The organism is Roseateles sp. (genome assembly GCF_036486225.1).
GTDB lineage: Bacteria > Pseudomonadota > Gammaproteobacteria > Burkholderiales > Burkholderiaceae_C > Roseateles.
Window position 1 is genome coordinate 1 of the sequence record NZ_DASVNZ010000038.1, and the last position, 4,619, is coordinate 4,619.

Sequence of the window (4,619 nt, forward strand, 5' to 3'; positions counted from 1 at the left end):
GGCCGCATGCGCAGGTCGGGATCGAGCAGCGGCGAATGGAAGGGGCAGGAGGAGGTCATGGGGGAATCTTCGCGATGGATCGCCGGGAACGCTTCGCTTAGCATCGAAGCATGATTGACGCCCCCACCGCCGACGAGGCGCTGGCCCACATTGCCGCCAGCATGGCCGAGCCGGTGCGTGCGCGCATGCTGTGCTGCCTGATGGACGGCCACGCGCGCACGGCGACCGAGCTGGCCGCCGTCGGCGACGTCGCCGCGTCGACCGCCAGCGCGCACCTGGCCAAGCTGCTCGGGCAAGGCCTGGTCGGCTGCATGGCGCAAGGCAAGCACCGCTACTACCGGCTCGCCGGGCCGGAGGTCGGCCTGGCGCTGGAGGCCATGCTCGTGCTGGCCGGCCTGCCGCGTCCGCGCTTCGAGCCCAGCACGCCGCCCGCGCTACGCCAGGCGCGGCGCTGCTACGACCATCTCGCCGGCCATTGGGGCGTGCGTCTGCACGACCACGCGTTGCGCCTGCACTGGATGACGCCCGATCCCGACGAGGTTCGCGGCTACCGCTTCACCGACGAGGGCCTGGACGCGCTGCGCGCACTCGGCGTCGATGTCGCCGCGGCCACCGGCGCGCGCCGCCGTCGCCTGGCCTGCGCCTGCATGGACTGGAGCGAGCGCCGGCCGCACCTGGGCGGCGCGCTCGGCGCCGCCTGGCTGCAGGCGATGCTGGCGCAGGACTGGCTGGACCCCGATCCCGACAGCCGCGCCTTGCGCGTGACGCGCCGCGGACAGACCCGACTCGAACGACTTCTGGAGGACACGACGACATGAGCACCGCTATCCACGTGGGCATCGGCGGCTGGAACTTCGAGCCCTGGCGCGAGACCTTTTATCCCAAGGACCTGCCTGCCTCGCGCGAGCTGGAGTACGCCAGCCGCCAGCTGAGCGCCATCGAGGTCAACGGCACCTACTACTCGACCTTCAAGCCGGCGACCTTCGCCAAGTGGCGCGACACGGCGCCGGAGGGTTTCGTGTTCTCGCTCAAGGCCAACCGCTTCGCGACCAACCGGCGCGTGCTGGCCGAAGCCGGTGAATCGGTGACGCGTTTCATCGACAGCGGCGTCGCGGAACTCGGTCCCAAGCTCGGGCCCATCGTCTGGCAGTTCGCGACCACCAAGCGCTTCGATCCGGCCGACTTCGGCGCCTTCCTGAAACTGCTGCCGAAGGCATCCGCCGGCGTCCCGCTGCGGCACGCGCTCGACGTCCGGCATGAAAGCTTCCGCTCGCCGGAGTTCCTGGCGATGGCGCGCGATCACGGGGCCGGTGTCGTGTTCACCGAGTCCGACGACTATCCGCCCATCCCCGACCTCACCGCCGACTTCGTCTACACGCGGGTGATGCGCACGCGCTCGGAGCTCGTCAGCGGGGTGACCGAGGAGGAACTCGACGGCCTTGCCGCCAGCGCGTCGCGCTGGGAATCCGGCGGCCAGCCCGACCGGCTGCCGCTGGTCGAGGCCGACCGCGCGCCGCCCAAGCGGGCGCGCGACGTGTTTGTGTTCTTCATCAGCGGCGCGAAGGAGCGTGCGCCGGCCGCCGCGATGGCGTTGATCGAGCGCCTGTCCTGAGCGGGCAGACGCGGGATGTCGCGGGTCGCCGACCCCGTGATCCTGCGGGTTTGACGCGTTTGTAACGGGCAACGCCCGCGATGTAGGGGGGCGGTCGGCGGGCGTCGATCACTACACTCCTGCGTCATGGCGTCCATCCACATCCCCACGCTGATGTTGGCGCTGCTGAGCGGCTTCGCGATGCTCGGCGTCCAGCTGTGGGCGGCGCAGCGCAGCCGGCTGCGCTATCTGGATCTCGGCGTGTGGACCTGGGGATCGTGGACGCTGCTGGCCGGCTTCGCGATGCTCTCGGCGCGCGTGGTGCTGCCGGTGTGGATCTCGGCGCTGGTCGGCAACGGGCTGATCGCCCTGGGCATCGTGTTCTACAACGAGGCCATCCACCGGCACGTGCTGGGGCGCTCGCTGCCGCGCTGGATGTGGTGGGGCGGTCCGATGGTCGCCTGGGGCCTGACCGCCTGGATGCTGGCCTGGCCGCTGGCGCTGCGCACCAGCGCGATCTCGCTGGTCTTCGCGGTCCTGCTGCTGCCGGCCATCTTCCTCTTGCTGGGACCGGGCTGGCGCGGCGAATCGTCCTTGCGCGCGGTCGGCGTCACGCTGGTCGCCGCCGCGGCGAGCCTGATGCTGCGCAGCCTGCATGCGCTGACCAACCCGGAGGAGTACCTCGACCTGATGCAGGGCAGCCTCGGGCAGGGCCTGACCTTCCTGTTCAGCTTCATCTCGCTGATCGGCGCGGGTTTCGGTTTCGTGCTGGCCAACTTCGAGCGCATCGCGCGGCGCATGGAGGAGGTGGCCTCGACGGACGGTCTCACCGGCTGCCTGAACCGCATGACCGCCGATGCGTTGCTGCGGCACGAGCTGGAGCGCGGCCGGCGCGAGGGCACGCCGCTGGCTTTCGTGCTGCTGGACCTGGACCATTTCAAGGACGTCAACGACTGCCACGGGCATCACGCCGGCGACGACGCGCTGCGCGCTTTCGCGGCCGAGGTGCGGGCGCGGCTGCGCGCGTCGGACGTCGTGGGCCGCTGGGGCGGCGAGGAATTCGGGCTCGTGCTGCCGGCCACCGACGGCTCGGGGGCGATGAGTCTGGTGGAGCAGATCCGGGAGGCGGTGGCGACGCTGCAGTTGTGCGACGGCGACGGGCGCGACTTCAGGCTGACGGTGTCCGCCGGCATCGCGGTGGCGGAGCCGGGCGGCCAGTTGACCGCCGACCAGCTGTTCATGCGCGCCGACCGCGCGCTGTATCGCGCCAAGGACGGCGGGCGCAACAACGTGCAGGTGCACGACAGCAACTGGGAGCTGGGTGCGCAGAGCCCGGCCTGAGCGCCGGATCCGGTCTTCGGGGCCTCAGCAGTTCTCGTACTTCCAGTTCCGCCGCTTGCCTTCGGCCATCCATTCGACGGCCTGGACCAGGCGGCGCGCGCGCGTCTCCGGCTTCTTGGCTTCGACGATCCAGTCGACGTAGTCGCGCTTCTGGCCGGGCGGGAAGGACTCGAAGGTCTTGTGCGCCGCGGGATTCGCCCGGAGCGCGGCGGCCAGATCGTCGGGGATGTCGGGCGGCGGCTTGGGCGCGGTCGCGCGGGCGGGGCGGGCCTTCACGCCGTCCTCGATGAGCTGCATCGCGCGTTTCAGGATGGCCTTCTGCTCGGCCTTGGGCGGCAGGTCCTTGAGCGAGGTCAGCTTGCCGAAGTCGCCCATCGCGCCGCCCTTGGCGTGGTCGGCGCCGACGGCCGCCTCGCCGTGCCAGAAGCCGATCGAGCAGTGCGCCTTGAAGGCGGCCATGCCGGTCAGGATCTTGTCGCGGTAGGTGAAGTTGGGGAAGCCCCACTTGATCGTCTCGACCACGTCGGGGCAATGCGTGTGCACGGTCGCGCGCCAGTGGCGCAGCAGGTCCTGCGCGAACGGGGCGGCGCGATCGATGTAGGCGTCGACGCGGGGATCGAGGGTCGGCATGGTGTCGCGAGCGTAGCGCGTCGGAAGTCGCCGCACCATCGTGGTCTATGCTCGGCCCATGCATGTGAAGCGCTCCAACTCCCTCCTTGCCCGCCTGCCGGCGGCCTTGCCCCTCTGGTCGCTGGCGGCGCCGCTGGCCGCCATCCTCGCGCTGGTCGGCCTGACGGCCGGCGCCAATTCGACGCTGGTGCTGGGCGTGGTGAGCGTGCTGCTGATCGCCGCGGTGCTTGCCGCGGTGCACCACGCCGAGGTCGTCGCGCACCGCGTGGGCGAGCCTTACGGGTCGCTGGTGCTGGCGGTGGCGGTGACCATCATCGAGGTGGCGCTGATCGTGTCGCTGATGCTGGCCGGCGGTGAGTCGACCAACGCGCTGGCGCGGGACACGGTGTTCTCCGCGATCATGATCGTCTGCAACGGCGTGCTGGGGCTGTGCATCCTGGTCGGCGGCTGGAAGCATCAGGAACTGGCCTTCCGCGTCGAGGGCACCAGCCCGACGCTGGCGGTGCTGGCCGCGCTGTCGGTGCTGACGCTGGTGCTGCCGGCGTTCACGACCAGCTCGGCCGGACCGACGTTCACGACCACGCAGCTGCTGTTCGCGGGCGGCGTGTCGCTGGTGCTCTACGGCGCCTTCGTGTTCGTGCAGGCGGTGCGTCACCGCGACTACTTCCTGCCGGTGGCCGGCGTCGACGACCAGGACACCCATGCCGCGCCGCCGAGCTGGCGCGTGGCCGGCACCAGCCTGGCGCTGCTGCTGGTGTGCCTGGTCGGCGTGGTCGGGCTGGCGAAGCTGCTGGCGCCGACGATCGAGCGCGGCGTGCAGGCGATCGGCGCACCGCCGTCGCTGGTGGGTGTGATCGTGGCGATGCTGGTGCTGCTGCCGGAGACGGTGGCGGCGGTGCGCGCGGCGCTGCACAACCGGCTGCAGACCAGCCTGAACCTGGCGCTCGGTTCGGGCCTGGCGAGCATCGGCCTGACGATCCCGACGGTGGCGGTGCTGTCGCCGTTGTTCCCTCACTCGCTGGTGCTGGGGTTGACGCCCTTGAGCATGGTGCTGCTG

5 protein-coding genes are annotated in these 4,619 nt (G+C 70.9%); 4 read left to right on the top strand and 1 reads right to left on the bottom strand.

All coding sequences use genetic code 11. The annotated features are described in order from the left end of the window. Positions 1-110: 110 nt before the first annotated feature. From VF536_RS03525 to VF536_RS03535, 3 genes are all read left to right on the top strand, one after another. Positions 111-818, top strand: a complete 708-nt coding sequence (locus VF536_RS03525) for a helix-turn-helix transcriptional regulator (protein WP_331613405.1) — start codon at positions 111-113, stop codon at positions 816-818. After that, positions 815-1,612, top strand: a complete 798-nt coding sequence (locus tag VF536_RS03530; protein ID WP_331613406.1) for a DUF72 domain-containing protein — start codon at positions 815-817, stop codon at positions 1,610-1,612. Before VF536_RS03525 ends, VF536_RS03530 begins: the two co-directional genes overlap by 4 nt. A gap of 126 nt (positions 1,613-1,738) precedes the next feature. Further along, the gene (locus VF536_RS03535) at positions 1,739-2,932 is read left to right on the top strand and encodes a GGDEF domain-containing protein (protein WP_331613407.1); all 1,194 of its coding nucleotides are present in this window, start codon (positions 1,739-1,741) and stop codon (positions 2,930-2,932) included. Positions 2,933-2,956: 24 nt separating this feature from the next. Here the strand turns inward: VF536_RS03535 and VF536_RS03540 are convergent, their stop codons facing one another. Beyond that, positions 2,957-3,562 carry a YdeI/OmpD-associated family protein gene (locus VF536_RS03540; RefSeq protein WP_331613408.1) on the bottom strand — a complete coding sequence of 202 codons (606 nt, stop codon included), beginning with the start codon at positions 3,560-3,562 and terminating at the stop codon, positions 2,957-2,959. Between the two features lie 58 nt (positions 3,563-3,620). Here VF536_RS03540 and VF536_RS03545 point away from each other — a divergent pair. Further along, on the top strand, positions 3,621-4,619 hold a 999-nt coding region (locus VF536_RS03545), incomplete at its 3' end, for an ionic transporter y4hA (protein ID WP_331613409.1).

Coding starts and splice junctions, on each gene's coding strand:
- VF536_RS03525 (WP_331613405.1), top strand. CDS start 111: ATGATTGACGCCCCCACCGCCGACGAGGCGCTGGCCCACATTGCCGCC.
- VF536_RS03530 (WP_331613406.1), top strand. CDS start 815: ATGAGCACCGCTATCCACGTGGGCATCGGCGGCTGGAACTTCGAGCCC.
- VF536_RS03535 (WP_331613407.1), top strand. CDS start 1,739: ATGGCGTCCATCCACATCCCCACGCTGATGTTGGCGCTGCTGAGCGGC.
- VF536_RS03540 (WP_331613408.1), bottom strand. CDS start 3,562: ATGCCGACCCTCGATCCCCGCGTCGACGCCTACATCGATCGCGCCGCC.